This window comes from Haloprofundus marisrubri, from assembly GCF_001469955.1.
GTDB lineage: Archaea > Halobacteriota > Halobacteria > Halobacteriales > Haloferacaceae > Haloprofundus > Haloprofundus marisrubri.
Genome location: NZ_LOPU01000018.1, coordinates 663017 through 685924, shown reverse-complemented (window position 1 = coordinate 685924; position 22908 = coordinate 663017). Strand labels below are relative to the sequence as shown.

Genomic DNA, 22908 nt, shown 5'->3' with positions numbered 1-22908 from the left:
CGAGTCGTACTTTCCCGTCACGACCCGCTGTCGTACGCCAACGAGACGACGCGGCCGTCGCCGTAGCGAACGAGTATCTCCGCGCTGCCGTCACCGTCCGTATCCGCGATAGTCGGGTACACCCACACCGGCACGTCGCGTTCGTAGGTGGTACGCGTCTCGCCGGACACGGGGTCGAGCACCGAGACGGTGCCGTCGTTCGTGAGCACGACGAGTTCCTCGGTGCCGTCGCCGTCGAGGTCACCGAGTTTCGGCGCTGGATGCTGAGCGGCATCACCGGTCGAAATCCTCACCGTCCACCGCACGTCGCCGCTCTCGGCGTCGAGTGCGACGACGCGCCCGTCGGTGAGCGTGGCGTACACGACCCTATCGCCGTCGATATCGCCGACGGCACCGACACGCGGGTTCGCCTCGAACGTCGCGCTCCAGCGTTCGCTCCCGTTTCGTCCGTCGAACGCGGCGACTTCGCCGTTTCTGCCGACGAACACGTCGGCCGGTCGCTCCGTCGACGCGCCGTCGACGACCATCGAGGCGATTCCTGCGCCGTCGCCGCGCCACTCGACGGTCCCGTTCGCGCCGAGCAGCACGGGACCGTCGCTGGTCCCGAACAGCGTCTCGTTCGCGCCGTCGCCGTCGATGTCGCCGACGACAGGGGTCGGGAACGTCGACGCGCCGAGGTCGGTCCGCCACAGCACTTCCGAGCTATTGCCGTCGACTTCGACGGCGACCGCACCGCCGCCGATGTCGCTGGCGACGAGTTCCTCGGTGCCGTCGCCGTCGATGTCGCCGACCGTCGGCGCGCCGTAGCCGTAGTTGTCCATCGGGAGACGCGTGTGAACTGCCCCGTCGGCGTCGAGAACGAGTAACTCCCGTTCGGTCGTCACGACGGCGATTTCCGGGCGTCCGTCGTCGGTGAGGTCGGAGACGGCCGGTTCGGTCAGCGCGTGCGGGGTACAGACCGACTCGGGGACGACGTAGCGCCAGCGTGTCTCGCCGCCGTCCCCGAGGCTGACGAGCGCACACTCACCAATCGGAACGCCGTCGCGTTCGGGGACGTTGACGGGTGCGACGACGACGGACCCGTCGGTGCCGACGGCGTGGTGGTTCGCCAGCGTGTCGCGGGCGGTGTCGCTGACCCACCGCTCGCGCAACTCCGGGCCGCCGGTGGTCAGCGCGACGCCGGCGACGGCGAGGAGCGCCACCGAGAGAACGGCCAGCGCAGCGACGGTCCGGCGGCGCATCAGTCGACACCGCCTCGTTCGTTCATCTGCAGGCCCTACACGTCAGGTCCGTAAGTGCGGATTGGTCCGTCTCTCGAAGTCGAAATCGGAGTCGAAGTCGACGACGGTGACAAATACTTGTTCACACGGCACATATTCTGATGCATGCCGACCGTCCAGTTCCGCGGACGCGACATCGACTGTGAGGAGGGAGAGATACTGCGAAACGTACTGTTGACGGCGGGACTCTCGCCGCACAACGGCCGAGCACAGCAGTTGAACTGCCGGGGCCACGGCACCTGTGGGACGTGCGCCGTCGAAGTAGAAGGCGACGTGAGCGAGATGAGCGGTCAGGAGCGACGCCGCCTCTCGTTTCCGCCGCACAGCCTCGACTCGGGGCTTCGCCTCTCCTGTCAGACCCGCGTCGAAGGCGACGTGCGGGTGACGAAACACGACGGCTTCTGGGGCCAGCACGTCGATAGGACGACGAACGAGCGCGTCGAACCGAAGTAACAACAATCGGGTAACAGAACTGGGTCGGTCTCCAGTCTCTCGAACATCCGGGCGAGTTTCCGCCCCGCGAGGACCCACTTCGGAATCGCGCGGAGTTCGTTCAGACGCATCCCGTTGATGTACACGACGAACTCGCCCTCTACGTCTGCAGTTCCTCGGCGAACAATACTATCTGCCATGGATCAACAATACGACATACGCGGAGAAAAGCGGGCTGTCAGTTCCTCACGAACCGTTCGGTCCCCTTCTTGACGATGAACGGGAACTGTCGGGCGACGGCCAGTCCGACTCTGGTCTGGACGTCCGGCGTGATAACCGCGTCCGTCGACTCGATTTGGTTTGCTAACTTGCGGCCGACCTCGGCGGGGTCGGCCATGAGCGACTGCGGGTAGCCGATTGTCGCCGCCGACCGGGTGTTCGAGAGCGCCGGATGCATGCGCGTACACGCGACGTTCTCGGGTTCGAGTTCGAAGCGGAGCGACCGCGTGAGCGCCTCGATTGCGCCTTTCGTCGACGCGTACCCCGAAAGCCCCGGATGCCCGACGAGACCGGCGCCGGAACTCACGTTGTGGACGATGCCGCCGCCCTGGGCCTTCATGTGTGGGAGAACCGCCCGAACGGTCCGGACGTACCCGAAGTAGTTGACCTCGAACTCGCGGCGCGTGTCGGCGAGAGACTGGTCCTCGAAGCGTCCGAAGGTGAAGACGGCCGCGTTGTTGACGAGGATATCGATTCGACCCCACCGGTCGACGACGCTCTCGATTGCGGTTTCGACGTCCTCGTCGGCCGTCACATCACAGCGATAGAACAGCAGTCGGTCGGGGTAGTTCTCCTGCAACGGTTCGACGTTCTCGACGTTTACGTCGAGACAGGCGACCCGATAGCCGTCTTCGAGCAGCGTCGTGAGCATCTGGTAGCCGATTCCCTCGTTCGCGCCGGTGACGACGACCACTCGTCGGTCGGTAGAGCGACTCATGATTCCGTACAGACGCTCTCTGCAGAGATTAGGCTGCTGACAGAACGTGGGAGTTTCCGACGCTCAAAAAAGGACTCAGTTACCGGGTTCAGTACTCGTAGAAGCCTTTGCCGGTCTTCTTCCCGAGGTCACCGGCGTCGACTTTCCGCTTCAAGAGGTAGGCGGGCTTGTATCGGTCGCCGAGTTCGTCGAACAGCGTCTCGCTGGCATCGAGACAGATGTCGAGGCCGATGTGGTCGGCGAGTTGGAGGGGTCCCATCGGGACGTTCGTGCCGAGTTTCATCCCTTTGTCGATGTCCTCCTTGGAGGCGACGCCCTCGTCGAACGCGCGGATGCCCTCGTTGAGCCACGGCATCAGAATGCGGTTGGTGACGAAGCCGGGTTTGTCGTCGGACTCCCACGTCTCCTTGCCGAGGTCCTCGGAGAACTCGTGGGCGAGGTCGACTACAGCAGCATCAGTCTTCTCGCCGCGGACGACTTCGACGCCCGTCATGATGGGCACGGGATTCATGAAGTGCAGACCGACGACGAGTTCCGGCCGTTCGGTGGCGCTGGCAATAGTCGTGATAGAGAGCGTCGAGGTGTTCGTCGCCAACACCACGTCCTCGGGAACGGCGTCGTCGAGGTCCGCGAAGATGTCCTGTTTGATGTCCATGTTCTCCACCGCTGCCTCGATGACGAGGTCACAGTCGGCGAGGTCCGAGAGTTCCGTTGTCCCCTCGATTCGGTCCTGAACCGCCTCGGCCTCGTCGGCGTCCATCTTCTCCTTGGAGACGAATCGGGAGAGGCTGTCGTCGATGGCCGAAAAGCCGCGGTCGAGGAACTCCTGTTGCAGGTCGCGCATCACCACGTCGTAGCCGGCGGTAGCGGCGACTTGCGCGATGCCGTTGCCCATCGTTCCCGCGCCGACGACGCCGACCGTTTGAATATCATCGATATTCCGCATAGTTGCGTCTGCTTCGGGGAGTCACCTAAGCGTAGCGGAGCGTCGGCGTGACGGGAGTGGAGCGTCGGCGTGACGGGAGCAGAGCGTCGGCGTTGCGTCGTTCGTCATTGGTCCCAACGACGACGCGCCGCCACGTTTCATTCTATTGAACCGACACCTACAGAAACGTTGAAGTGACGATGCCGAAAGAAACAGTTGATTGTCGTGGCAGACTGTCCCGAATCAAAGAACGTTCGCGCCCTACTCGCGTTGCACCACGTCGGGCCGAAGACGGCACGAGCGCTCGACGCTGCGGACGTGAGCGCCGACGACGTTCGCCGAAAGCGGGTCTCCTACACCGAACTGGTCGACGCCGAGGTTCATCCGGGTGTCGCCGCGCGTATTCGCCGGTCGCACTCGCTGTCGTGGTCGTTCGAATCCAGTGGTGCGGACCTCGAACGCCGGTCCGCGCAGGTTCGCGGCCTCGGCGACGCCGAACGGGCGTGGGTCGCCGCCAGTTCCGGCGACTGGGAGGCGCACGACCCTCCGGAATCTTCTGACTCTGCCGACGACGCCGGTAGCCCCGTCGACGATGACGCCGCTGACGGCGACGAGTGGCCCCGACGTTTGCCCACTGTCGTCACCGCAGAAACGGACGGAAGCGGCGAGTCGACGGCCGCCGAGGCGGCGTGGCGCGCGCAGAGTCGGCCGACGCCGTTGACAGTCCTCGACTGCGTCGACGACGACGACGCGACGACGCTCGCGGAGGCCGGTATCGTCTCCGTTCGGAGTCTCACGACGGCGAATCCCGACCACGTCGCCGACGTACTCGAACTGGAGGCGGCCGTCGTTCGCCGGTGGTACGACGCCGCTCGTCGACACCGCGAGCAGTAATTTACTCGAAGAGTAGTAATTCCTGAGTTTCGGAAACTACGATTTTTGGGCCATCTTTAGCGACTCTCAACGCAACGGAACCCGTTTCGCCGTCTCCGACTCTCGACCAATGATTTATATAGTAGTTTACCGGATTTTGAACCGATGATTCCATCGGCAGATGCGGCCATCACCCGGGACGACAAAGCGTTGATTCTCGCGTACGACCACGGCCTAGAGCACGGTCCGGTGGACTTCGAAGACGTTCCCGAGTCGACGGACCCCGAAACGGTGTTCGATATTGCGACCCACGACGCCGTCACGGCGCTGGCAGTGCAGAAAGGTATCGCGGAGGGCTACTACCCCTCCTACGAAGACGACGTGGAGCTGCTGCTGAAGCTCAACGGCACGTCGAACCTCTGGATGGGCGAACCGAACAGCGCGGTGAACTGCAGCGTGGACTACGCCGCCGAACTCGGCGCGAAGGCGATCGGTTTCACCGTCTACGGCGGGTCGAACCACGAAATCGAGATGGTAGAGGAGTTCCGCGAGGCCCAGGAGGCGGCCCGCGAACACGACATGTCGGTCGTCATGTGGTCGTACCCGCGCGGACAGGGGTTGAAAAACGATACGTCCGCCGGCACCATCGCGTACGCGTCGCGGTTGGGACTCGAACTCGGTGCGGACATCACGAAGGTGAAGTATCCGGGGTCGGCGGAGGCGATGCAGTGGGCTTGTGAGTCCGCTGCCGGGTCGAAAGTCGTGATGAGCGGCGGGTCGAAAACCTCCGACCGCGACTTCCTCTCGACGGTCGAAACCGCGATGCGCGCCGGTGCGTCCGGCCTCGCCGTCGGTCGGAACGTGTTCCAGCGTGAGAACCCGACGGAACTGCTCGACGCGCTCGAAGCGGTCATCTTCGAAGAGAAGACCGCCGACGAGGCGCTCGGACTCATGCCCTCGACGAACAACGGTCGCGCGACTGCCTCCGACGACTGATGGGCGACCCCACCGACGCGGATGCGAGCGGGGACACCGAGCGGACGGTCCGTGAGATACTCGAAACGGTCGCCGGACTGGCCCCGACCGTCCGCGACTCGCTTCCCGGCCGCCGCCGTAAGAGCGAGATGAAAAACCCCAGCGGCGAGACGCCGATGGCCGCCGACGTGTACGCCGACGAACTGTTCGAGGAGGGTCTCGGAAACCTCGACGGCGTCGGCGAGTACGCCAGCGAAGAGCGCGAGTCGGTCGTCGACACCGGTAGCGGGCTTTCGGTCGCTGTCGACCCGCTGGACGGCTCTTCGAACCTGAAGTCCAACAACACGATGGGCACCATCGTCGGCGTCTACGACGCGGCGCTACCCGCTCGCGGCGAGAACCTCGTCGCCGCCGCGTACGTGCTCTACGGCCCGATTACGACGCTCGTCGCTGCGCACGACGGCGAGGTAACCGAGTACGTCGTCGACGACGGAACACTTCAGGCGGTCCGCGAGAACCTCACGCTGCCGGACGACCCGACGGTGTACGGGTTCGGCGGCCGCGTGCCCGACTGGCCCGACGAGTTCGAGACGTACGCACGCGACGTGGAGTCCGACGAGACGCTGAAACTGCGTTACGGCGGCGCGATGATAGGCGACATCAATCAAGTGCTCACCTACGGCGGCGTGTTCGCGTATCCGGCGCTGAACTCCGCGCCGAACGGCAAACTCCGTCTCCAGTTCGAGGGGACGCCTATCGGGTACATCATCGAGAGCGCCGGCGGCGCATCGACCGACGGGACGCAGTCGTTGCTCTCGGTCGAACCGACCGAACTACACCAGCGCGTGCCGGTGTACGTCGGCAACGAGTCGCTCGTCGGCCGACTGGAGTCGGCGCTCTCGTCGTAGCGACGCGCGACCCGTCGCCAGCCGACGGGGTGTAACTCTCCGTTCTCGACTTTTCAACCAAGTAGTAATTGTCATTGCGGAAACTGTTCGTAACGTATTAATATCGGTACTACACACTCCGCGGCATGAGTGAGACCCGTCCTGCGCGCGTGCTTTGCGTCGACGACGACGCGAGCCTTCGCGCGTTGACGACGGCACATCTCGAACGACAGGGACTGTCCGTCGTCACCGCCCCTGACGGACCGACTGCGCTCGATACGCTCGCTACCGAGGAGTTCGACGGTGTCGTCAGCGACTTCGAGATGCCGGCGATGGACGGCCTCGAACTGCTGGAGGAGGTGCGAACACGACATGGGTCGTTGCCGTTCGTCCTCTTCACCGCCAGAGGAAGCGAGAAACTGGCGAGTCGAGCGATTTCCGCGGGCGTCACCGACTACATCAGAAAGAAAGGCGGCGCCGACCAGTTCGAGTTGCTCGCCAACCGGACGGCCAACTACGTCTCGCAGTACCGCGCCGAACGCGCACTCGACCGTAGCGAGGAACGCTACCGGCAACTGGTCGAGACATCGCCGTCACCCATCGGCATCTACACCGAAGACAGCCGTCTCGCGTACGTCAACGAGGCGGCCGTCGGCTACTTCGGAGCCGAAGACGCCGACGACTTGGTCGGTCTCTCGATATTCGAGTTGGTCGACGAGTCGGACTTCCGAGAGGCGCGCCGACGAAGTCGTCGCGTCTTCGAGGACCGAGCGGTCGCGGCGCCGAGCGAACTGCATCTCCGCGGCCTCGACGGCCGACCGCTGCACGCGGTGTTGGCTACCGCACCCATCACCTTCGAGGGTGACGACGCCGCCCAAATCGTGTTGAACGACGTGACGGAGTTCAAGCGCACCCAGCGCGCGTTCGAACGCGAGAAGCAGTTCACCGACGCCGCCCTCGACGCACTCGACGACGTGTTCTTCGTCGTCGACACCGACGGCCGCCTCACGCGCTGGAACGGCCAGTTGAACGCCGTCACCGGCTACGACGACGCCGAACTCGACGGGATGCCCGCGACGGCCTTCTTCCCCGACGACGACACCTGCGTCGACCGAGCCATCGAGTCGCTGTTCGTGGAGGGTACGGTGACGTTCGACGGCGACCTGCTCACGAAATCGGGTGAAGAAGTCCCCTTCGAGGTACGCGCGGTTCGGATGACCGACGACGAGGACGGCCTCGTCGGCGCGTGCGGTATCGCCCGCAACGTGAGCGAACGCCGCGCACGCGAGCGGGAACTCGAACAGTATCGAACCGTCGTCCAGACGATTCCGGACGCGACGTACGTGCTGGACGCCGACGGCTACATACGGATGGTGAACCGCGCACACGCCGAGGCGACTGGTGACTCTATCGAGGAGAGCGTCGGCAAGCATATCAGCGCGTACATGAGCGACGACGGCGTCGAACGCGGCGAGGAAGTCGTTCGCTCGCTTCTTCACGACGACGACCGATTTTCGGGTCGCTTCGAGTTCGAGGTCGAAACCGTCGACGGCGAGCGACGGTACGAGGACAACTTCTCGGTACTCACCGACGAAGACGGCGAGTTCGACGGCTCAGTCGGCATCGTCCGCGATATCACCGAGCGCATCGAGCGCGAACGGGCGCTCAGCCGACAGAACGAACGACTCGAAGAGTTCGCTAGCGTCGTCAGCCACGACCTCAGAAACCCGTTGAACGTCGTCGACGGCTATCTCGAACTTGCCCGACAGACCGGCGAGGAGGAACATTTCGACGCCATCGAACGCGCCGTCGGCCGGATGGACAGCCTCATCGACGACCTACTCTCGCTGGCCCGCAACGGCCAAGTCGTCGACGACCTCGAACCGGTCGAACTGCGCACCGCCGCCGAGCGAGCGTGGGGCTACGTCCCGACGAACGGCGCGACGCTCGTCGTCGACGACAGTCGGACCGTCGACGCCGACGAGGCTCGGTTGCGCGAACTGTTCGAGAACCTGTTTCGGAACGCGGTCGAGCACAGTTCGTCGGACGGGAAGTCACCGGCCGACGACGCGACCGAAGACGACTCGCCTGTGGTTCACGTCGGTGCGTCTCCGCAGGGGTTCTACGTCGCCGACGACGGACCGGGTATCCCCGAGGCGGAACGCGACGCGGTGCTGGAGTACGGCTACTCGACGAACGAGTCGGGGACCGGGTTCGGCCTCTCCATCGTCACCGAAATCGCCGAGGCACACGGCTGGGAAGTGGTCGTCACGGACAGCGACGACGGCGGCGCACGCTTCGAGTTCGTCACCGAACGCAGCGACGACCGCGCACAGGTCAGATTCGTCGACTGAACGGGCAAAAACGGCGTTATTACCCCGAAATCGGACTCCGAAGCTCGGACGCGGATGCGATTCTACATGGAAAACAATTTGCGACCGCCTCTCGCAGTCGTGGATATGAAAGTCCGTATCGGCGACGGCGCGAGCGACGACGAAGCGAACGCTATCGCCCGGGCGCTGGCGACGCACCTCAGAACCGACGTGTCGGTCCACGTCGGCGACGGCGACGACCCCGTCGCCGAGGCGACGACGCCGGCCGACGCCTATCCCATCGAGGACGACCTCGAACCCGGTGAGCGGGAAGCGGCGCTCCGTGCCGAAATCGAGGACATCCTCGGCGGCGGCCCCGAGAAGTACAAGGAGCGACTGCCCGACCAAGGAAAACTGTTCGTCCGCGACCGACTCGACCTCTGGTTCGACGACGAAGACTGTGAACTGAAGTTCGAGGACGGGAAGTTCGCCGCCTTCGACGAGTGGCACCCCGAAAGTCCCGAGGTCGAGGAGGAAGACCCCGGAAACCGACTGCCGGGTGACGGTCTCCTGACTGGGGCGGCCGAGTTCGAGGGTCGCGACCTCCACTTCATGGCCAACGACTTCACCGTCAAGGCGGGAAGTATGGCCCGCCTCGGTGTAGAGAAGTTCCTCCGAATGCAGCAGCGTGCGCTCAAAAGTGGCAAGCCCGTGCTCTACCTGATGGACTCCTCGGGTGGCCGTATCGACCAGCAGACGGGCTTTTTCGCCAACCGTGAGGGCATCGGGAAGTACTACTACAACCACTCGATGCTCTCGGGCTACGTCCCGCAAATCTGTGTCCTCTACGGTCCGTGTATCGCCGGGGCGGCGTACACACCCATCTTCGCCGACTTCACCGTGATGGTCGAGGAGATGTCGGCGATGGCCATCGCCTCGCCGCGGATGGTGAAGATGGTCACAGGAGAAGAGATTTCGATGCAGGACCTCGGCGGCCCCGAAGTACACGCCAAACACTCCGGTAGCGCCGACTTGGTCGCCCGCGACGAGGAACACGCCCGCGAACTCGTCTCCGACCTCCTCACCTACCTGCCGGACAAAGCGGGCGAGAAACCGCCGCGGAGCGAACCGATGCCGCCGAAGTACGACCCGCAGGGCATCGACGAACTCATCCCCGAAGCCCCGAACCGCGCGTACGACGTCGTCGAACTGATAGAGCGAATCGCCGACGCAAACTCCGTCTTCGAACTCAAATCCGACTACGGACCGGAAATCGTCACGGCGTTCGTCCGCATCGACGGCCGACCGGTCGGCGTCGTCGCCAACCAACCGACCGAGCGCTCGGGCGCTATCTTCCCCGACGCCGCCGAGAAAGCAGCAGAATTCATCTGGACCTGCGACGCCTACGAGATTCCGCTGCTGTACCTCTGTGACACGCCGGGCTTCATGGCCGGGTCGCAGGTCGAAAAGGACGCCATTCTCGAAAAAGGCAAGAAGTTCATCTACGCCACGTCGTCGGCGACAGTGCCTAAACAGACCGTCGTCGTTCGAAAAGCCTACGGCGCGGGTATCTACGCGATGGGCGGCCCCGCCTACGACCCCGAGAGCGTTATCGGTCTCCCGTCGGGCGAAATCGGCATCATGGGTCCGGAGGCGGCTATCAACGCCGTCTACCGGAACAAACTCGACGCCATCGAGGACCCCGAGGAGCGAGCAGAGCGCACCGAGGAACTCCGCGAGGAGTACCGCCGCGACATCGATATCCACCGCATGGCCAGCGAAGTCGTCGTCGACGAAATCGTGCCGCCGAGCGAACTCCGCCGCGAACTCGTCAACCGGTTCGAGTTCTACGCGGATGTCCAGAAAGACCTCCCGGACAAGAAGCACGGGACGGTTCTCTAAGCCGACGTTACCCGCTGAACCGATATCGTAGGCAGTCCGTTCCGACTCACTGCCGCGAGCATGCGTTTAGTACCACCACACTAGCGACAGGTTTGCTGTGAGTACGCGGCGGATTACCAAGGCTCATCTTCGCGTCGATATGGGTAATGAGCAGAGAGGACCTGAGCGGACTCGGAACCCACAGCGCGAACGGCACCGTCGCACCACATCGGTCGATTTCGACGCTCTCGCGGTACGAGCCACATCTGTGGGCGTTCGCGCTCCTCGGGTTCGCACTCGACGTGGGGCTGACCGCGTACGGTCTCTCGCTCGGACTCGCGGAGATGAACCCGCTCGCGCGGACGCTCATGGAGACAGTCGGCGTCGTCGAAGCGATGCTGTTGCTCAAGTCGTTCTCACTCGGCGTCGCGCTCGTCGGCTGGAAGATTCTCCCCGCGTTGTACCGATTCGTGGTTCCTGCGGGTCTCTCGCTGCCGACGTGGGTCGCCGTCGGCATCAACAGTTCGCTTATCATCTCGCTTCTCTGAGCGGCCACCTCTCGCTTGGGTCCCCTACCTCCACAGGTTTTTGAGTGAGAACGAAACCACTCCCGGCCGTGACGTGACCGTCACCGCGGTTCGGGGTAGGCGGGTGTGCGGCCACTCGACCGCGGCGCGTTTCGACTCGTTCGGCCGCCTGTTCGCCCCTTTTTTCTGCTACTCGTCCGACTCGGGTCGCTTCAGCGACAGCACCGTCCGAGTGAACTCGCAGACCAGTTCCTCGTCTCGGTCCTCGTCGCCGACGACGAACGCTTCGACGTGCATGGTGACGACGCCGCGTTCGCCGTCGCTCGTCTCGCGTTTCTCCGTCACCGTCGACTGCGCGCGGATGGTGTCGCCGTGGAACACCGGCGCAGGATGTGAGACCTCGTCGTACGAGAGGTTGGCGACGATAGTGCCGTCGGTAGTTTCGGGAATCGAGACGCCGACGGCGAGACTCATCGTGTAGAGGCCGTTGACGAGTCGTTCGCCGAACTGGGTGTCGGCGGCGAACGCGTCGTCCAAATGCAGCGGTTGCTGGTTCATCGTCATGTCGCAGAAGCGCTGGTTGTCGCTCTCGCTCACCGTTCGGCGCGTCGCGTGTTCGATAGTCTCGCCCACCTCGAACTCCTCGTAGTAGCGTCCGGTCATGGTCGCCGCGTCGGCCGGTCGGCGCAAAATCCTACCGGTCGATGCTGTGGTTCACGCCCGCAATATCTGACATGACCAAAACCCATTAACAACTGTTATGTTGCTTGGTGGATAACGCCAGACGAATGCTCCGGAGACGCCAGTTGTCGGCGGTTGCTCCGGACCAGTCGCATCCGCAGTGTGCGATTGAGAACCACTAACACGAGAGAGGCATCCATGGCAGCCAAAGGTACATCGAAAGTCGAGGAAGAATCGGAGTCGGCGGTCCAAACCGCCCGAAGACAGCTAGAACGAGCAGCGGCACAGGTCGACGTCGACCCGGGAACCATCGAACGGCTCTCGCACCCCGACAAAGTCCACCAGGTGTCGATTCCGCTCCGCCGCGACGACGGGTCGCTGGAAGTGTTCACCGGTTACCGCGCCCAGCACGACAGCGTCCGCGGTCCGTTCAAAGGCGGTCTGCGCTATCATCCCGACGTGAGCGCCGAGGAGTGTATCGGCCTCTCGATGTGGATGACGTGGAAGTGCGCCGTGATGGACATCCCCTTCGGTGGCGGCAAAGGCGGTATCGTCGTCGACCCGAAGACGCTCAGTGAAGACGAGAAAGAGCGACTCACTCGGCGCTTCGCCGAGGAACTCCGCGACATGATTGGACCGCTGCACGACATCCCCGCGCCCGACATGGGAACGGACCCGCAGACGATGGCGTGGTTTATGGACGCCTACTCGATGCAGGAAGGCGAGACGACGCCCGGCGTCGTCACCGGCAAGCCGCCAGTCATCGGCGGGAGCCACGGCCGTGAAGAGTCGCCGGGTCGCAGCGTCGGTATCATCGCTCGCGAGGCCATCGACTACTACGACTGGAACCCCGAGGAGACGACTGTCGCCGTCCAAGGCTTCGGCAGCGTCGGTGCGAACGCGGCGCGCTATCTCGACGACCTCGGCGCGAAAGTCGTCGCCGTCAGTGACGTCGAAGGTGCAATCTACGACCCCGACGGTCTCGACACCAAAGACGTCGAAGGTCACGACGAGAAACCCGGCATGGTGTCCGGATACGACGCCCCGAAGACGCTCGGCAACGCAGAACTACTCGAACTCGACGTCGACATTCTCATTCCGGCGGCCGTCGGCAACGTGTTGACGACCGACAACGCCAACCAGATTCAAGCGGAGATGATTGTCGAAGGGGCGAACGGACCCACCACCTCCGCGGCCGACGCCATCTTCGAAGAGCGCGGTATCCCCGTGATTCCGGACATCCTCGCCAACGCCGGCGGCGTCACCGTCTCGTACTTCGAGTGGCTGCAGGACATCAACCGTCGCGCGTGGTCGCTCGAACGCGTCAACGACGAACTGGAGACGGAGATGCTGAAAGCGTGGAACGCGGTCCGAGCGGAAGTCGACGAGCGGAACGTCACGTGGCGCGACGCCGCCTACATCGTCGCGCTCTCGCGCGTCGCCAAGGCCCACGAGGCCCGCGGACTCTGGCCGTAAGACGACCCTACTGTCCAGTTCGGCGCGTCGGAAACGCCCGAATCACAGCGTGTGTTCGTCAGACGAGTTCGAAATGTGTGTTTGTATTTTTCTCACCTCTAATATATAGAAAAGCGTCACTGATTTTGGCTTTTGGTGTTAGTTTACGACAAACTATTTCTCCGAATATGGATGAATGTCTTGTAACGACGTTTGAGGCACTCAGACAACATGGCTATCCCAACTACCTCCGACACCCGCACGCCGAGCGGTGACGCCGTCGAGCGACAGTCGAAACGCATCCAGAAGACAGAGTCGCCGGTCGAGACCGCACGGAGACAGTTCGACCGCGTGATTTCGTCGCTGGAGTTCGACCCCCGAACGGCCGAGCGACTCCGTCACCCGGCACACGTTCACCGCGTCTCGATACCGGTCGAACGTGACGACGGGAGCGTCGAGACGTTCACCGGCTACCGTGCGCAGCACAACGACGCGTGCGGACCGTACAAAGGTGGTCTGCGCTACCACCCCGAGGTGAACGCCGAAGAGTGTATCGCACTCTCGATGTGGATGGCCTGGAAGTGCGCCGTGATGGACGTCCCCTTCGGCGGTGGTAAGGGCGGTGTCGCCGTCGACCCGCGGACGCTCAGCGACGAGGAGAAAACGCGACTCACACGCGGATTCGTCTCCGCACTCGGTGACACCGTCGGCCCGACCCGCGACGTCGTCGCGCCCGACATCGGGACGGACGACGAGACGATGCGACTGTTCGCCGCGGCGTACGGTGACCCGGCCGTCGCTACCGGCAAACCCGCGAACGCTGGCGGCAGTCTGGGCCGGGAGGAAGCCCCCGGACGAAGCGTCGCACTCTGCACGCGCTACGCGTACGAGTCCACCGGGAACGCGCTCGATGGGGCAACCGTCGCCGTCCAAGGTTTCGGTAGCGTCGGCGCGAACGCGGCGCGTCTTCTCGACGAGTGGGGAGCTTCCGTCGTCGCCGTCAGCGACGTCGACGGTGCGCTCTACGACCCCGACGGCCTCCACATCTCGGATATCGAAGCCTACGGCGACGAACCCGGCGTCGTCACCGGCTACGACGCGCCGGAGACGTTCGACAACGAGTCGCTACTCTCGCTCGACGTGGACGTGTTGATTCCCGCGGCAGTCGGTGGCGTACTCACCGCCGACACCGCTCCCGAGGTCCGAGCGTCGTTCGTCGTCGAAGGCGCGAACGGACCGACGACGACGGCCGCAGACGCCGTCTTCGAAGAGCGCGGTATCACCGTGGTTCCGGACATCCTCGCCAACGCTGGCGGCGTCACCGTCTCGTACTTCGAGTGGCTTCAGAACCGCAACGACGAGCGATGGTCGCTCGAACGCGTCCGCGAAGAACTCGACGAACGGACGCTGCGTGCAACGAGAGCCGTCGAGGAAGTCGCCGGAAAACGCGGCGTCAGTTGGCGCGAAGCGGCGTACGAAGTGGCGCTTACTCGTGTCGCCGACGCGGTGGCTGTCACCTCCTGTCGAGAGGTGTAGCGCGACGAACCGCCGGGAGTTAACACGTCCCCCTACGTCGCTGTCGGTATGTCACGACGTAGCGTCCTCTTCTCGCCGGGCGACCGCCCGGAACTGATGCGGAAAGCGCCGAACAGCGACGCCGACACCATCGTCTTCGACCTCGAAGACGCCGTCTCGCCGGCGCGAAAAGACGAAGCGCGCGAGGAGATTCGAACGCTCCTCTCGGACCCCGAGTTCGACCCCGAGGCGGAGGTCTGTGTTCGACTAGCTGACCCCGCCTCCGACCTCGGCGTGATTCTCGAAGATGACGACGTACGTCTCGACGCGGTGATGCTCCCGAAGGTGAGCGCCGCCAGCGACGTCGAACGGACCGCGGAGTTGCTCGCCGAGCGCGGTCACGAACTGCCTGTTTTGGCGCTTATCGAGAACGCGGCGGGCGTACTCGCGGCCGAGGATATCGCCGCGGCGGACGCCACTGACGCACTGGCGTTCGGGGCCGAGGACCTCGCCGCCGACATCGGTGCGACGCGAACCGAGGAGGCGACGGAGGTGCTGTTCGCCCGCCAGCACGTCATCCTCGCGGCGAGTGCGGCCGGTGTCGATGCGCTCGACATGGTGTTCACCGACTTCAGCGATAGCGAGGGACTGGCCGAGGAGACGGCGTTCGGACTCACACTCGGCTACGACGGCAAACTCGTCATCCACCCCGCACAGGTGCCCGTCGTCAACGACGCGTTCACCCCGAGCGACGAGCGAATCGAGTGGGCACGGAAGGTCGTCGCCGCGAAAGAGGAAGCCGACGATGAGGGGCGCGGCGTCTTCGAAGTCGACGGCGAGATGATAGACGGCCCGCTGGTGACGCAGGCCGAGCGGGTACTCGCCCGGGCGGAGGCGGCAGGACGCATATAAGGAGTATTATCACTGAAGATTGGTATAGATTCGACAACCTTTAACCACTCTGCCGCGCGTCTGTGCAACACATGTCTGAGGAGGCCAATCCGTTCGAGAGTCTACAGGAACAGGTCGACGACGCGTCCGCGTATCTGGACGTTTCGCCGGACGTGCTCGAACGCCTCAAGAACCCCGAGCGGGTGTTGGAGACGAACCTCTCCGTCGAGATGGACGACGGACACCTCGAAGTGTTCCGCGCGTTCCGCTCGCAGTTCAACGGTGACCGCGGCCCGTACAAAGGTGGCATCCGCTACCACCCGAACGTCTCGCGCGACGAGGTGAAGGCGCTGTCGGGGTGGATGGTGTACAAAACCGCCGTCGTCGACATCCCGTACGGCGGCGGCAAGGGTGGCATCGTCATCGACCCCGACGACTACTCCGAGAGCGAACTCGAACGCGTCACCCGGTCGTTCGCCAAAGAACTCCGTCCGCTCATCGGCGAGGACAAGGACATCCCCGCGCCAGACGTCAACACCGGCCAGCGGGAGATGAACTGGATAAAAGACACCTACGAGAAACTGGAGAACACCACCGCGCCGGGCGTCATCACCGGGAAGGCGCTCGACTCCGGCGGCAGCGAGGGCCGCGTCGAAGCGACCGGCCGCTCGACGATGCTCACCGCCCGCGAGGCGTTCGACTACCTCGACAAGGAGATGGAAGGCGCGACGGTGGCCGTCCAAGGCTACGGTAACGCCGGCTCTATCGCCGCGTACCTCACCGAAGACCTCGGCGCGAACATCGTCGCCGCCTCCGACTCCAGCGGCGCTATCTACAACCCCGACGGGTTCGATGCTCGTGAGGCCAAAGCGTTCAAAGCCGAGACCGGGAGTCTCAGCGACTTCGACGGCGCGACCGAGGAGATGAGTAACGAGGACCTGCTGACGCTCGACGTCGACCTCCTCATCCCCGCGGCGCTCGAAAACGCCATCGACGGCGACCTCGCCAACGACGTACAGGCGGACGTCATCGTCGAAGCAGCGAACGGCCCGCTGACGCCCGAGGCCGACGACGTGCTCACCGACCGCGATGTGGCCGTCTTCCCCGACATTCTCGCCAACGCCGGCGGCGTCACCGTCTCGTACTTCGAGTGGGTCCAGAACCGCCAACGCTTCTACTGGACCGAAGAACGCGTGAACGACGAACTCGAACGCGTCATCGTCGAAGCGTTCGAGGACCTCATCGACGCCTACGAGTCCAACGACGTGCCGAACTTCCGGACCGCGGCGTACGTCGTCGCCATCCAGCGCGTCGTCGACGCTTACGAACAGGGCGGAAACTGGCCGTAGACGCCCGTCAAATCCGATTTCTTCGACTTCTTTTCTCGTCTCGTTGCCTTCTCGCGTCGGGCCGTAGCATATACCATCGACCCCGGCCTACGGGGACTCATGTCCGGTTCCCCTGGGTGGTTCCGCCGCCACAGTCTCGGCCTGACCTTCCTCGCACTCGTCGTCGTCAGCGTCTCGCTTCTCGGCGTCGTCGGCCTCGGCGCACTCGTCGCCCTCGCGTCGCTCGGTCAGCCACTGGGCGCGTTCGCCGCCGCCGTCTTCCCGTGGGCCGCCGGTGCCGTCGTGCTCACCGTCCTCACCGTCGTGTTCAGTCTCCTGTTCGTCTGGTCGCTCGCGCGGCGCGCACGACTCCCGCGTAGCGAACGCCTGCGCGCCGTCGCCGCCAAGGCGGAGGCGAAAAACGACTGGGCCGCGGCGCTGAACCTCTCGTCGCGGTTCGCGCCGAGAGGCCCGAAGGAAGACCCCGTCGAGACGCTCAAGCGACGATACGCGTCGGGCGAACTCACCGAAGCCGAGTTCGAGCGGCGTCTGGAGCGCATCATGGACGACGGCGGACGACGTGAGCGCAGCGACGAACGTGAGCGCGAACGACTGCGCAACTACTGAACTCGCGTCGAGGTCGAACTGAAACTCGCGCCCGGTTCGAATTTCGAAACACGTCCCGACGGACAATACACGACACTGTATAGTTCTGCGAACCGCGTTCCCGATTGATTCAAGTCGCTGCACTACCCGCCTGTACGTGATGCGTCAGGACCACCTCATCTCGGCGGCGAATCTGTCGCGGGAGAGTATCGAGGCGGTACTCGACCGGGCGGCGGCCATCGACGCCGACCCGGCGGCGTACCGTCAGCGACACGCGGGGGCGGTACTCGCGCTCTGCTTTTTCGAGCCGAGTACGCGCACCAAGATGAGCTTCGACACCGCGATGAAACGCTTAGGGGGAACGACCGTCGACATGGGAACCGTCGAATCCTCGTCGGTCAAGAAAGGCGAGACGCTCGCCGACACCGTCCGCGTGGTCGAAGGCTACGCCGACGCCATCGTACTTCGCCATCCCTCCGAGGGCGCGGCGAAGATGGCCTCGGAGTTCGTCGACGTTCCGCTCGTCAACGCGGGCGACGGCGCGGGCCAGCACCCGAGTCAGACCTTACTCGACCTCTACACTATCCGCGAACGAGCGGGGTTGGACGACCTCTCCGTCGGGATTATGGGCGACCTCAAATACGGCCGGACGGTCCACTCGCTCGCGCACGCGCTGACGAACTTCGACGTGCGCCAGCACTTCATCAGCCCCGAGAGCCTCCGCCTGCCGCGAAACGTCCGATTCGACCTCCACGAGTCGGGTGCGCAGGTCAGAGAACACACCGACCTCGACGCGGTGCTTCCGGAACTCGACGTGCTGTACGTGACACGCATTCAGCGCGAACGTTTCCCCGATGAGAACGAGTATCACGCTATCGCCGGCGAGTATCGTATCGACGAGGAGACGCTCGACGCCGCCCGCGACGACCTGAGCGTGATGCATCCACTCCCCCGGGTAGACGAAATCGCACCCGAAGTCGACGACACCGAGTACGCGAGGTACTTCGAACAGGCACACAACGGGGTTCCCGTCCGGATGGCGCTGTTGGACGAACTGCTGACGCAGGCGGAGGCCGAGCGATGAGCGACCACGAACTCCGGGTCTCGAAGATTCGCAACGGCACCGTCATCGACCACGTCGCCGCCGGACAGGCGCTGAACGTCCTCGCTATCCTCGGCATCGACGGCTCGGAAGGCGAAGGCGTCAGCATCGGGATGAACGTCCCGAGCGACCGACTCGGTCGTAAGGACGTCGTAAAAGTCGAGGACCGAGAGTTGAGTCAGTCCGAGGTGGAGGTGCTGTCGCTCATTGCGCCGGAGGCGAGCATCAACATCATCCGCGACTACGACGTCGTCGAAAAGAGCCGTGTCGACCGCCCCGACACGGTCACTGGACTGCTCTCGTGTCCGAATCGCAACTGCATCACCAACGACAACGAGCCAATCGCCTCGAAGTTCGGCGTCGTCGCCGACGGCGTACGCTGTGCCTACTGCGGGGACATCGTCCGCGACGACATCGCCGCTCACCTCGACGTTCAGTCTTGACACGAAACTGAGCCCACTCCGGCTGTGTCGGTCACAATACCTTTGTATCCCCTCACTGTAGCCGTGAGCATGTCCGGAAAGGCAAAACTCGTACTCGCACTGGCGATGATGACGCTCGTCTACGTCTTCGCCTCCGGCGGCGCAGAACCCGTCGAAGTCGAAGTCGAGTCGTAATCCCACAAACCGGTTCGCCCGGTCCTCGTTTCTCTCGAACCGACTCACGAGCGGCGCAGTCGCCTCACCACGCCGCTGCCGAGCCGTACGACCGCTACCGCGTCGCCGCCAGCGGGTCGACACCGAGTTGCCGGAGCATGCCGAGTACGTCCCAGCAGGCGTACGTCTCGGTGATTTTCCCGTCTTCGAGGCAGTGGATGACGATGCCGCCGACCTCGAACGTCTCGCCGGTGGGCGCGAGACCCATGAACTCGCCGGCGTGGGTGCCCCGTTCGGTCGCTCGAACGACGACGTATTCGTCGCCGACGAACAGTTCGTCGATGTCGACACGGGCGTCGTCGAACCCGCTTCTGAAGCCGTCGATGAACTCGACGAACGCGTCGCGTCCGGTCATCTCGGGGTTCGGCCCCATCTCGTGGCGAACGTAGTTCTCCGCCAGCACCTCGTCTGCGACGTCGTACTCGCCGCCGGATACGAATTCGTCGAAGAACCGCCGGACTGTCCGTTCGTTTCGCTCTCTGTACTCCGCTTCGTGTGCCATCTCTCTCACTGCTCCCGTAGGATGTCAGTACGTCGCATACGACGATGAGTATTTTCGCTGACAGGCCGGACTGTCCGGCGTCGTTGCTGTACCGCCCGCCGGACCCGTCGGCGGAACGAACGACTTAGGGACGGCCGTCGCCAACCCGCGGGCATGTACGGGGTCGTCACGCGCAACGCCGAGGAGGTCGAGTGGCCGGACTTCGAGACCGGGTTCTACGAGGTCAAAGACGTCACGGGTCGCGCCGCCGCACCGCTTTCGAACGCGGTGAACATGGTGTCGTGTTTCGGCGACAACGCCGCCGCCGACGAGAATCCCGAACTCGTTCCGGTGAACGAGGACGGCGAACTCGCCACCCGCGACCGGACGTACTTCGACTGGGCGTACATCTGCCCGACGAACGAGAAGTATCAGGACGGGTTGCTCGAAATCATCGAAGACTGTGCCGCCGAGAACGAGGACGTCCGCCTCGACGACGTCGGCTTTCCCCGCGAGGGCTACTGTCACTGCGACCGATGTGAGCGCACGTTCCGTGAGAGCGAGTTCGACGACTGGTTCGCGTGGCGCGCGTCGGTCATCACCGAGTTCGTCGCGGAGGCGGCAGAGCGCATCCCCGGTAAGACGTACTTCACGCTCTACCCCGACCCGTACCCGGGTCACCTCTACACGCGCGCCGGCCTCGATATCGAGGCACTGAGCGAGTACGTCGACGAGTTCGTCGTTCCGCTCTACGACATCCACTACGGAACGACGTACTGGCTCGAATCCATCGCCAAGGGATTTCAGAGCCGGCTGAACTGGACGCCCGACGGAACGACGCCGCCCTCCGGCGAGGGCGACGCCACGGGGACACCGTTCTCAATCGAACTGTACGCCGTGAACGTCGACGTCGACGACCTCGTCCACGCCACGGAAGTCGCCGAAAACTACGCGAACGAGGTGTTTTTCGGCTACGACGCGAGCAACGCCGCCGCCACGGTGCGTCGAAAGCGCGCCGACGCCCGCGAGGGAGTCACCTACGGCGACGACGGCGGCGAGTAAGCGGCGAGCAAGCGGCGAGTAAGCGGTGAGCGAGCGGTGAGCGTGACGAACGAAGCGAACCAGAGACGCCACCGACCCCGGTCACAGCGGACCGTAACTTATCGCCCAGACGACGACGATTCCCAGCACGGTCATGAACACCGCGAAAGCGGCGAGTGCCAACAACATGCGACCAGTCGCCTCTCTCGACTCTGCCATACTCGGGTTCGGGCCCCGACAGGCTTAGTTCGCGCGCCAGCGACGGGCGAGTCCGACAGAACGACTTTGTGGCTTGTCATCTCACGTTAGCACGGACCATGGCATCCAAACAGAGTGCGCGCTCGCGATGTCTCAACTGTGGCTTCGAGGCGTCGCCGGGCGGAGACGAGTGGGACCACGTCGACGTACCGCGACTCGGAGAGATGACGCGCTGTCCGGAGTGCGGGTCGACCAACGTGATGAGCGGTCGGTAGACGCCGGAGCAGTCGAGAGACGTAGCTTCCGGTCACGCGGTTTTCTCGGTGAATCGAACGGGCAGTGAGGGTGAGTCGACCCCTCGGTGAGGGAGTAGAGTACAATCCGCAGCACGGTGGGGGAACTGTCGGTCAGCACCGCAGAGATGGCTGTAAGCTATCGGTACTGTTGCTATCGGTCGATTGTCGGCTCCGACGACAGTTTATCACGAGTCCGTCATAGCCGTCGAGAAGGCGTTAGCAGGTTGTAGACTCGGGTTCGCGGCGTCCGTCGAGCGTGCGGAATATCGACCGAGGAGAGTGTCTGGAATTTCAGTACATACCCGGATTGAATAACCGCTTTACCGATTGTTATGCTATGAGCACCTACGGCCCGGGAGCGGAGTCGATAGTCGTTCCCGCGATAAGTGCGCCGAGCAGCGTCAGTTTCGTGCGGTCGCTCGGCCGCCAGGGCATCCGCCCGATAACCGTCTCCGAGCGGAAGACCGCCTCGGGGTTCGCCTCCCGCTACAGCGCCGAGAGCCACGTCGTTCCCAGTCCGGCGACGGACCTCCAAGGCTACGAAGACGCACTGCTCTCGCTCGCCGAGCGCTCCGACGTTCGGACGCTGGTTCCGATGCGCGAGGCGGACGTGTTCGTGTTGGCTCGGCGACGAGAGGAGTTCGCCGAGCACGTCTCGACGCTGTGGCCGACGCTCGAGCAACTCCGAACCGTCCACGACCGGTGTCGTCTCGTCGAGGCCGCCGCCGACGCAGGCGTGGCCGCCCCCGAGACCGAACTGCTGAGCGAAATCGACGACTGGGATAAAGACCGTATCGTGAAAGGTCGCTACTCGGTGCTGACCCACGAGTACGAGCCGTCGGTGCCTCCGCGGAAGCTGCTCGACCCCGGTTCGACGACGTATCTCCACGCGGGGACCGAACCGGACGTGGGCGCGATTCGCGGCGAGATGCGCCACGACCCCATCGCACAGGAGTTCGCCGGCGGCGAGGAGTACGCGCTCTGGGCGCTGTACGACGAGGGCGAACCGGTGGCGACGTGTCAGAAACACCAACTCCGCGGCTGGAGCTACGCCGGTGGCACGAGCGTCTACCGACGGACGGTTCGCATCCCCGAACTGGAGCAGGCCGGCCGCGCACTGCTGGACGAACTCGACTGGCACGGCTTCGCCTCCGTGCAGTTCAGACGCGACCCCGAGACCGAGGAGTTCACGCTAATGGAAATCAACCCGCGCGTCTGGGTGTCGCTGCCCTGTGCGCTTCGTGCTGGAGCCGACTTCCCGCTGTACTACTGGCAGACGGCGACGGGTCAACCGGTGGATATCGACCCGGAGAACCCCTACGAGGTGGACGTGGCGACGCACCTGCTGCGCGGCGAGGCGGCGCATCTCACGAGCGTCCTCTCGAAGAAAGACTCCTTCAGCGACCCGCCGACGCTGGCGGCCACCGCCGCCGGAATGGCGAAGTCGATGTACGACCCGAAACACCGCGGTATCGACTATCTGAGCGCCGACGACCCGCTGCCGTTCGTCCGCGGCGCGCTCAACGTCTCGCTCGGACAGATGAAGAAAGCGTTGTGAAAGGGGCCTGA

Annotated in this window: 22 protein-coding genes; 17 read left to right on the top strand and 5 right to left on the bottom strand. The window is 64.2% G+C overall.

Translation table 11 applies throughout. The features are described from left to right. Window positions 1–17 precede the first annotated feature (17 nt). Window positions 18–1241 (bottom strand): outer membrane protein assembly factor BamB family protein, encoded by a 1224-nt coding sequence (locus AUR64_RS09255; protein ID WP_058581625.1) that lies wholly within the window; start codon window positions 1239–1241, stop codon window positions 18–20. Window positions 1242–1385: 144 nt separating this feature from the next. Between AUR64_RS09255 and AUR64_RS09250 the strand changes: the two genes are divergently transcribed. Continuing rightward, window positions 1386–1733, top strand: a complete 348-nt coding sequence (locus tag AUR64_RS09250; protein WP_058581624.1) for a 2Fe-2S iron-sulfur cluster-binding protein — start codon at window positions 1386–1388, stop codon at window positions 1731–1733. 217 nt (window positions 1734–1950) lie between these two features. Here AUR64_RS09250 and AUR64_RS09245 read toward each other — a convergent pair whose 3' ends face one another. Continuing rightward, window positions 1951–2709 carry an SDR family NAD(P)-dependent oxidoreductase gene (locus AUR64_RS09245; protein WP_082230673.1) on the bottom strand — a complete coding sequence of 253 codons (759 nt, stop codon included), beginning with the start codon at window positions 2707–2709 and terminating at the stop codon, window positions 1951–1953. Window positions 2710–2797: 88 nt separating this feature from the next. After that, window positions 2798–3655: a 3-hydroxyacyl-CoA dehydrogenase family protein gene (locus AUR64_RS09240; protein WP_058581623.1), complete on the bottom strand. Its 858-nt coding sequence runs from the start codon at window positions 3653–3655 to the stop codon at window positions 2798–2800. 204 nt (window positions 3656–3859) lie between these two features. Here AUR64_RS09240 and AUR64_RS09235 point away from each other — a divergent pair, with 204 nt between their 5' ends. The 6 genes from AUR64_RS09235 to AUR64_RS09210 all read left to right on the top strand — a co-directional run bounded on the left by AUR64_RS09235 (window position 3860) and on the right by AUR64_RS09210 (window position 11110). Further along, window positions 3860–4528, top strand: coding sequence for a DUF7409 domain-containing protein (locus tag AUR64_RS09235; protein WP_058581622.1), 669 nt, complete (start codon window positions 3860–3862; stop codon window positions 4526–4528). Window positions 4529–4672: 144 nt separating this feature from the next. Then, window positions 4673–5503: a class I fructose-bisphosphate aldolase gene (locus tag AUR64_RS09230; protein WP_058581621.1), complete on the top strand. Its 831-nt coding sequence runs from the start codon at window positions 4673–4675 to the stop codon at window positions 5501–5503. Beyond that, entirely contained in the window at window positions 5503–6390 is an 888-nt protein-coding gene (locus AUR64_RS09225; RefSeq protein WP_058581620.1) for a class 1 fructose-bisphosphatase, read from the top strand. The genes AUR64_RS09230 and AUR64_RS09225 overlap by 1 nt, the downstream gene beginning before the upstream one ends. Before the next feature lie 125 nt (window positions 6391–6515). Next, window positions 6516–8723: a PAS domain S-box protein gene (locus tag AUR64_RS09220; RefSeq protein WP_058581619.1), complete on the top strand. Its 2208-nt coding sequence runs from the start codon at window positions 6516–6518 to the stop codon at window positions 8721–8723. A gap of 105 nt (window positions 8724–8828) precedes the next feature. Then, window positions 8829–10583, top strand: coding sequence for an acyl-CoA carboxylase subunit beta (locus AUR64_RS09215; protein WP_058581875.1), 1755 nt, complete (start codon window positions 8829–8831; stop codon window positions 10581–10583). A gap of 146 nt (window positions 10584–10729) precedes the next feature. Then, window positions 10730–11110: a DUF5658 family protein gene (locus tag AUR64_RS09210; protein ID WP_058581618.1), complete on the top strand. Its 381-nt coding sequence runs from the start codon at window positions 10730–10732 to the stop codon at window positions 11108–11110. A 168-nt stretch (window positions 11111–11278) separates the two neighbouring features. On the opposite strand, the gene AUR64_RS09205 is transcribed toward AUR64_RS09210, so the two are convergent. Beyond that, complete coding sequence (locus tag AUR64_RS09205; protein WP_058581617.1) at window positions 11279–11752, bottom strand: MaoC family dehydratase; 474 nt, start codon at window positions 11750–11752, stop codon at window positions 11279–11281. 216 nt (window positions 11753–11968) lie between these two features. Here AUR64_RS09205 and gdhB point away from each other — a divergent pair, with 216 nt between their 5' ends. The 7 genes from gdhB to pyrI all read left to right on the top strand — a co-directional run bounded on the left by gdhB (window position 11969) and on the right by pyrI (window position 19110). After that, a complete protein-coding gene (gene gdhB, locus AUR64_RS09200; RefSeq protein ID WP_058581616.1) occupies window positions 11969–13246 on the top strand; it encodes a glutamate dehydrogenase GdhB in 1278 nt (425 codons plus the stop codon). 210 nt (window positions 13247–13456) lie between these two features. Beyond that, window positions 13457–14761: a Glu/Leu/Phe/Val family dehydrogenase gene (locus AUR64_RS09195; RefSeq protein ID WP_082230672.1), complete on the top strand. Its 1305-nt coding sequence runs from the start codon at window positions 13457–13459 to the stop codon at window positions 14759–14761. A 48-nt stretch (window positions 14762–14809) separates the two neighbouring features. Then, window positions 14810–15652, top strand: a complete 843-nt coding sequence (locus AUR64_RS09190; protein ID WP_058581615.1) for an HpcH/HpaI aldolase/citrate lyase family protein — start codon at window positions 14810–14812, stop codon at window positions 15650–15652. A 71-nt stretch (window positions 15653–15723) separates the two neighbouring features. Continuing rightward, complete coding sequence (locus AUR64_RS09185; RefSeq protein ID WP_058581614.1) at window positions 15724–16980, top strand: Glu/Leu/Phe/Val family dehydrogenase; 1257 nt, start codon at window positions 15724–15726, stop codon at window positions 16978–16980. A gap of 99 nt (window positions 16981–17079) precedes the next feature. Next, entirely contained in the window at window positions 17080–17586 is a 507-nt protein-coding gene (locus tag AUR64_RS21160) for an SHOCT domain-containing protein (protein WP_058581613.1), read from the top strand. A 139-nt stretch (window positions 17587–17725) separates the two neighbouring features. Continuing rightward, complete coding sequence (pyrB, locus tag AUR64_RS09175) at window positions 17726–18649, top strand: aspartate carbamoyltransferase (protein ID WP_058581612.1); 924 nt, start codon at window positions 17726–17728, stop codon at window positions 18647–18649. Next, window positions 18646–19110, top strand: coding sequence for an aspartate carbamoyltransferase regulatory subunit (gene pyrI, locus AUR64_RS09170; RefSeq protein ID WP_058581611.1), 465 nt, complete (start codon window positions 18646–18648; stop codon window positions 19108–19110). Before pyrB ends, pyrI begins: the two co-directional genes overlap by 4 nt. 268 nt (window positions 19111–19378) lie before the next feature. On the opposite strand, the gene AUR64_RS09165 is transcribed toward pyrI, so the two are convergent. Then, window positions 19379–19825, bottom strand: coding sequence for an ester cyclase (locus AUR64_RS09165; RefSeq protein WP_058581610.1), 447 nt, complete (start codon window positions 19823–19825; stop codon window positions 19379–19381). A gap of 153 nt (window positions 19826–19978) precedes the next feature. On the opposite strand from AUR64_RS09165, the gene AUR64_RS09160 reads away from it, so the two are divergent. The 3 genes from AUR64_RS09160 to AUR64_RS09155 all read left to right on the top strand — a co-directional run bounded on the left by AUR64_RS09160 (window position 19979) and on the right by AUR64_RS09155 (window position 22897). Continuing rightward, a complete protein-coding gene (locus tag AUR64_RS09160) occupies window positions 19979–20866 on the top strand; it encodes a hypothetical protein (protein WP_058581609.1) in 888 nt (295 codons plus the stop codon). A gap of 296 nt (window positions 20867–21162) precedes the next feature. Beyond that, the gene (locus AUR64_RS20920) at window positions 21163–21318 is read left to right on the top strand and encodes a hypothetical protein (RefSeq protein WP_169794663.1); all 156 of its coding nucleotides are present in this window, start codon (window positions 21163–21165) and stop codon (window positions 21316–21318) included. 358 nt (window positions 21319–21676) lie between these two features. Further along, window positions 21677–22897: a carboxylate--amine ligase gene (locus tag AUR64_RS09155; protein WP_058581608.1), complete on the top strand. Its 1221-nt coding sequence runs from the start codon at window positions 21677–21679 to the stop codon at window positions 22895–22897. Window positions 22898–22908 lie beyond the last annotated feature (11 nt).

What these genes read in the sequence shown, in the direction of transcription:
- AUR64_RS09255 (WP_058581625.1), bottom strand. Translation starts at nt 1,241, where the DNA reads ATGCGCCGCCGGACCGTCGCTGCGCTGGCCGTTCTCTCGGTGGCGCTC.
- AUR64_RS09250 (WP_058581624.1), top strand. Translation starts at nt 1,386, where the DNA reads ATGCCGACCGTCCAGTTCCGCGGACGCGACATCGACTGTGAGGAGGGA.
- AUR64_RS09245 (WP_082230673.1), bottom strand. Translation starts at nt 2,709, where the DNA reads ATGAGTCGCTCTACCGACCGACGAGTGGTCGTCGTCACCGGCGCGAAC.
- AUR64_RS09240 (WP_058581623.1), bottom strand. Translation starts at nt 3,655, where the DNA reads ATGCGGAATATCGATGATATTCAAACGGTCGGCGTCGTCGGCGCGGGA.
- AUR64_RS09230 (WP_058581621.1), top strand. Translation starts at nt 4,673, where the DNA reads ATGATTCCATCGGCAGATGCGGCCATCACCCGGGACGACAAAGCGTTG.
- AUR64_RS09225 (WP_058581620.1), top strand. Translation starts at nt 5,503, where the DNA reads ATGGGCGACCCCACCGACGCGGATGCGAGCGGGGACACCGAGCGGACG.
- AUR64_RS09220 (WP_058581619.1), top strand. Translation starts at nt 6,516, where the DNA reads ATGAGTGAGACCCGTCCTGCGCGCGTGCTTTGCGTCGACGACGACGCG.
- AUR64_RS09215 (WP_058581875.1), top strand. Translation starts at nt 8,829, where the DNA reads ATGAAAGTCCGTATCGGCGACGGCGCGAGCGACGACGAAGCGAACGCT.
- AUR64_RS09210 (WP_058581618.1), top strand. Translation starts at nt 10,730, where the DNA reads ATGAGCAGAGAGGACCTGAGCGGACTCGGAACCCACAGCGCGAACGGC.
- AUR64_RS09205 (WP_058581617.1), bottom strand. Translation starts at nt 11,752, where the DNA reads ATGACCGGACGCTACTACGAGGAGTTCGAGGTGGGCGAGACTATCGAA.
- gdhB (WP_058581616.1), top strand. Translation starts at nt 11,969, where the DNA reads ATGGCAGCCAAAGGTACATCGAAAGTCGAGGAAGAATCGGAGTCGGCG.
- AUR64_RS09195 (WP_082230672.1), top strand. Translation starts at nt 13,457, where the DNA reads ATGGCTATCCCAACTACCTCCGACACCCGCACGCCGAGCGGTGACGCC.
- AUR64_RS09190 (WP_058581615.1), top strand. Translation starts at nt 14,810, where the DNA reads ATGTCACGACGTAGCGTCCTCTTCTCGCCGGGCGACCGCCCGGAACTG.
- AUR64_RS09185 (WP_058581614.1), top strand. Translation starts at nt 15,724, where the DNA reads ATGTCTGAGGAGGCCAATCCGTTCGAGAGTCTACAGGAACAGGTCGAC.
- AUR64_RS21160 (WP_058581613.1), top strand. Translation starts at nt 17,080, where the DNA reads ATGTCCGGTTCCCCTGGGTGGTTCCGCCGCCACAGTCTCGGCCTGACC.
- pyrB (WP_058581612.1), top strand. Translation starts at nt 17,726, where the DNA reads ATGCGTCAGGACCACCTCATCTCGGCGGCGAATCTGTCGCGGGAGAGT.
- pyrI (WP_058581611.1), top strand. Translation starts at nt 18,646, where the DNA reads ATGAGCGACCACGAACTCCGGGTCTCGAAGATTCGCAACGGCACCGTC.
- AUR64_RS09165 (WP_058581610.1), bottom strand. Translation starts at nt 19,825, where the DNA reads ATGGCACACGAAGCGGAGTACAGAGAGCGAAACGAACGGACAGTCCGG.
- AUR64_RS09160 (WP_058581609.1), top strand. Translation starts at nt 19,979, where the DNA reads ATGTACGGGGTCGTCACGCGCAACGCCGAGGAGGTCGAGTGGCCGGAC.
- AUR64_RS20920 (WP_169794663.1), top strand. Translation starts at nt 21,163, where the DNA reads ATGGCATCCAAACAGAGTGCGCGCTCGCGATGTCTCAACTGTGGCTTC.
- AUR64_RS09155 (WP_058581608.1), top strand. Translation starts at nt 21,677, where the DNA reads ATGAGCACCTACGGCCCGGGAGCGGAGTCGATAGTCGTTCCCGCGATA.